Annotated in this window: 3 protein-coding genes; all 3 read left to right on the top strand. The window is 38.7% G+C overall.

The window, feature by feature from the left end; genetic code table 11:
• The coding region (locus ACRCJ0_RS09935) for an alkaline phosphatase family protein (protein WP_431390335.1) at positions 1-1,180 on the top strand (1,180 nt) is incomplete at its 5' end.
• 97 nt (positions 1,181-1,277) lie between these two features.
• Complete coding sequence (glgB, locus tag ACRCJ0_RS09930) at positions 1,278-3,173, top strand: 1,4-alpha-glucan branching protein GlgB (protein ID WP_431390336.1); 1,896 nt, start codon at positions 1,278-1,280, stop codon at positions 3,171-3,173.
• Positions 3,174-3,277: 104 nt separating this feature from the next.
• Positions 3,278-4,284: glucose-1-phosphate adenylyltransferase (locus tag ACRCJ0_RS09925; protein WP_431390334.1), on the top strand; the 1,007-nt coding region annotated here is incomplete at its 3' end.

The raw sequence follows: 4,284 nt of genomic DNA, 5'->3' as shown, positions 1-4,284 counted from the left end.
GTTAGTAGAGGCAGTTGAATCAGTTTACCCATCCCTAACCTATATGTGTCATACCTCAATTGTGACAGGTCAATACCCCAAAGATCACGGCATTATAAACAACACACTCTTACAGCCAAACCGAATTTCTCCTGATTGGCACTGGTATACCAAATATATTAAATCACCAACCTTATTCGATATCGCAAGTGAAAATGGTTTGAGTGTTTCAACAATCCTATGGCCTGTTACCGGTAAAAGTAAATCAATTGATTATAATATTGCAGAAATTTTCGCAAACCGGAAATGGCACTCTCAAGTTGCGGTATCCCTATTAGCATCATCAGCTAAATACCTCATTGAAAAGAATCATAAATTTGGTCATTTACGGTCAGGGATTAAACAACCAGAATTAGACGACTTTGTAACTGCAGTAGCAGTCGATACTATTGAAAATGAACAACCAGATGTGATGGCAATCCACCTTGTTGACCTTGATTCTACACGACATGGTTTTGGCGTGAAATCACCTGAAGCTAAGGCGGCCATTGAGCGAATGGACGCACATTTAGGCCAATTATTTCATGCGATTGAAACAACGCCTGCCTATAAAGAAGCCCATATCGTCTTATTAGGTGATCACTATCAAATTGATACCCAAGTCGTTATAAGACCGAATCATCTATTTAAAGAAGCTGGATTAATTCAAACAAAGGCACAAAATGAAATTCAAGATTATAAAGTCTATGCAAAAGCGGCGGACGGGTCTTGCTATATCTATGTGAAAGATCATGATGCATTCACAATGGTACAACTTAAAGAAATACTAGCACCTTTAAAACCATACATCGAAACCTTTTATAATCGCGATGAGGCGGTCGCTTTAGGTGCAGACCCTGAATGTTTTGCCTTAATCGAAGCAAGCGAAGGTTATTACTTTGAAAGTGACGTTGAAAGACCAATCATTGAAGATACCAATAAACATATTCCAGGCGTCAAGCTATTAAAAGCGAGTCACGGCTATAGTCCTAAAAAAGAAAAGTATACGACAATGTTTATGGCAAAAGGCCCTAAGATTAGAGCTGGTGAAACTTTGGCCAGTGGGCGTTTGGTAGACGAAGGCCCAACAATGCTAGCAATGTTAGATTTAGCATTTAAAACGCCAGTAGAAGGAAAAATTTTAGGTCAGATTTTTAGATAGCAAATAATATTATTTGTTATTAAGTAAGGAGGAAGTCATTTTGTCTAAAGGAAAAGAAGCAAACCCATCAATCCAAGATAGAAACTTGGTCGATGAAATGTATTATTTTAATATTGGCAATCATTTTGAAGCGTTTAAATTTCTGGGAGCTAAGAAACAAGTTAATAATGACCAAGAAGGCTACCAGTTTACTGTATGGGCACCGAACGCCAAGTGTGTTTACTTGGAAGGAGATTTTTCCGATTGGGCAGAAGTGCAAATGGATAAGGTTGCGGATACTGGTGCATGGACTATTTTTATGCAAGACGCAAAAGAATGGGACCTTTATAAATTTGTCATTGAAGATCAAGATGGTGTTAAACGAGAGAAGCAAGATCCCTTTGCCTTTGCCGGTGAAGTGCCACCAAAGAACGCCTCTGTGATACAAGATATACCAACTTACGAGTGGCACGATCAAGAATGGATTAAAGAAAGACAGCAATCAAATATGTTTGCTAGTCCGATAAATATTTATGAAGTGCATATGTCATCTTGGAATAGACACGATGATGGTTCGGCCTATACTTTTGCTGACCTAGAAGCAGAATTGATTCCTTACGTTAAAAAAATGGGCTATACCCATATTGAGTTTATGCCTTTAATGGAGCACCCATTAGAAGCTTCATGGGGTTATCAAATTTCGGGTTATTTCTCTATTGCTGGTCGTTTTGGTCATGATTTCGGGCCATTAATGTCCTTCGTTGACGCATGTCACCAGACAGGGATTGGGGTCATCGTTGACTGGGTACCAGGTCACTTTGTGGTAAATGATGATGCTTTAGCTAACTATGATGGCACAGCAACTTTTGAATACCAAGACCCTAATCGTGCTGAAAACGTACGTTGGGGGACTAAAAACTTCGATTTAGGGCGTAAGCAGGTCCAGTCATTCTTAATTTCCAATGCTGTATTTTGGCTCGAAACTTTCCATTTTGATGGTATCCGAGTTGATGCAGTTTCAAATATGTTGTATTTGGATTATGACATTGGACCATGGGTGCCGAATAAATACGGACATAACGTTAATCTGGAAGGGCTTGAATTTTTACGGAAACTCAATACAGAAATTCTTTTCAGAGACCCATCTTACTTAATGATTGCTGAAGAATCTACCGCTTGGAGCGGGGTAACGAAACCGACTAGCCAAGGTGGTCTAGGATTTAACTTTAAATGGAATATGGGATGGATGAATGACACCTTGAAATTCTTCGGGATTGATGCCTTAGGTAGAAGCTCTAACTACAAGTTAATTAATTTCACTTTCATGTATATGCATGATGAGAATTTTGTTTTACCTTTCTCTCACGATGAAGTTGTACACGGTAAGCAGTCTTTATTAGGCAAGATGCCGAATCATAACCGCTATGAGATGTTTGCGAACTTGCGTGTCCTTGAAGGTTACCGACTGCTATATCCTGGTAAAAAATTATCCTTCATGGGTAATGAAATTGGTCAATTCTTGGAATGGCGTTTCTATGAAGGGTTAGAATGGTCATCTCTAGATCGTGAGTATAACACTGAATTCCAATCTTACGTTGCTGAATTGAACCAGCTTTATAAAGAGACGCCTGCACTTCACGAGCAAGATAACCAAAAAGCTGGTATTACTATTATCGAAGCTGATGATGATCAAGAAACCACCTTATCATTTATACGCCATGGTAAAGCAGCGGATGCCTTGTTGGTATGTGCCTTCAATTTTACACCTGTTGAACGTAGTCACTATCGAATAGGTGTACCGTATGCAGGTACTTATCAAGTGGTCTTAAATAGCGAGATGAAGACATTTGGTGGTAATTGGGTGAGTCAAACCACAAACTTTGAAACAGTGGCGGTCCCACATAAAGGCCAACCATATTCACTAGAAATCAATCTACCATCTCTAGCAGCAATAGCCTTTGAACCAGTAAATATCAAACTAACGCCTGAAACAACAAATAAGAAAAACCATTAAAGCGGTTGATCCGTTACTACAGTTTTTGTTGAAATGTCATAATCCCATCATATTTAGGTGGGTGCCTTATGTAAAAAGGGGGAAGGGAGTTTAACTCCGCTACTATGTTAAATAATGAAATGATCGCTATGATTCTTGCCGGTGGTAAAGGTACTCGCTTAGGAAAGTTGACAAAAAGTATTGCTAAGCCAGCTGTTCCTTTTGGTGGTAAATATCGAATTATTGATTTTACCTTGAGTAACTGTATGAATTCAGGGATTACAACTGTTGGTGTCGTGACACAATATGAACCGATGATTTTGAATGACCACATTGGGAATGGTGATTCTTGGGACTTAGATACACGCGATGGTGGTGCCTTCGTATTACAACCCTATTCTTCTAGTGATGGAGAAAAATGGTTTAATGGTACGGCAAATGCCATTTATCAAAATGTGTCTTTTATTGATAGTAAAAATCCTGAATATGTATTAATTCTTTCAGGAGACCATATTTATAAAATGGACTATGCACCGCTGTTAGCAGCGCATAAGGCAAATGGCGCCGATTGTACTGTTGCCGTTAAACCAGTACCCATGAATGAGGCCTCTCGTTTTGGTATCATGAACACTGATGACGAAGGAAAAATCGTTGAGTTTGAAGAAAAACCAGAAAACCCAAAGAGTAATTTAGCTTCAATGGGGATTTATATTTTTACATGGGACAAATTACGTGAATACTTGACGCAAGACCCTGAAGGCATGGAAGACTTTGGTCAAAATGTTATTCCTGCTTATTTAAATAATGATGAGAAACTGTTTGCTTATTCATTCGATGGTTACTGGAAAGACGTAGGTACAATCGACTCATTATGGGAAGCAAATATGGAAGTGCTTGATCAAGAACATCCATTACAAATCCGCGACAAGGGTTGGCCAATTTTCTCAAGAAATACGATAACCACACCACAATTCTTATCGACAGAATCTGTAGTTGAAAATGCCATGATTTGTGATGGTTGTATTATACGTGGCAGTATTAAAAACTCAATCCTTTCTCCAAATGTATTAGTTGGGAAAGATTCAATAATTGCTAACTCAATCATTATGAAGGGATCAAGTATTGGTGAAAG

The sequence above is a fragment of the Aerococcus sp. L_32 genome (assembly GCF_050689315.1).
This window is presented reverse-complemented; position numbering and strand designations above follow the sequence as displayed.

Bases quoted from the DNA above. Each gene is read 5' to 3' on its own strand.
- glgB (WP_431390336.1), top strand. From the start codon at position 1,278: ATGTATTATTTTAATATTGGCAATCATTTTGAAGCGTTTAAATTTCTG.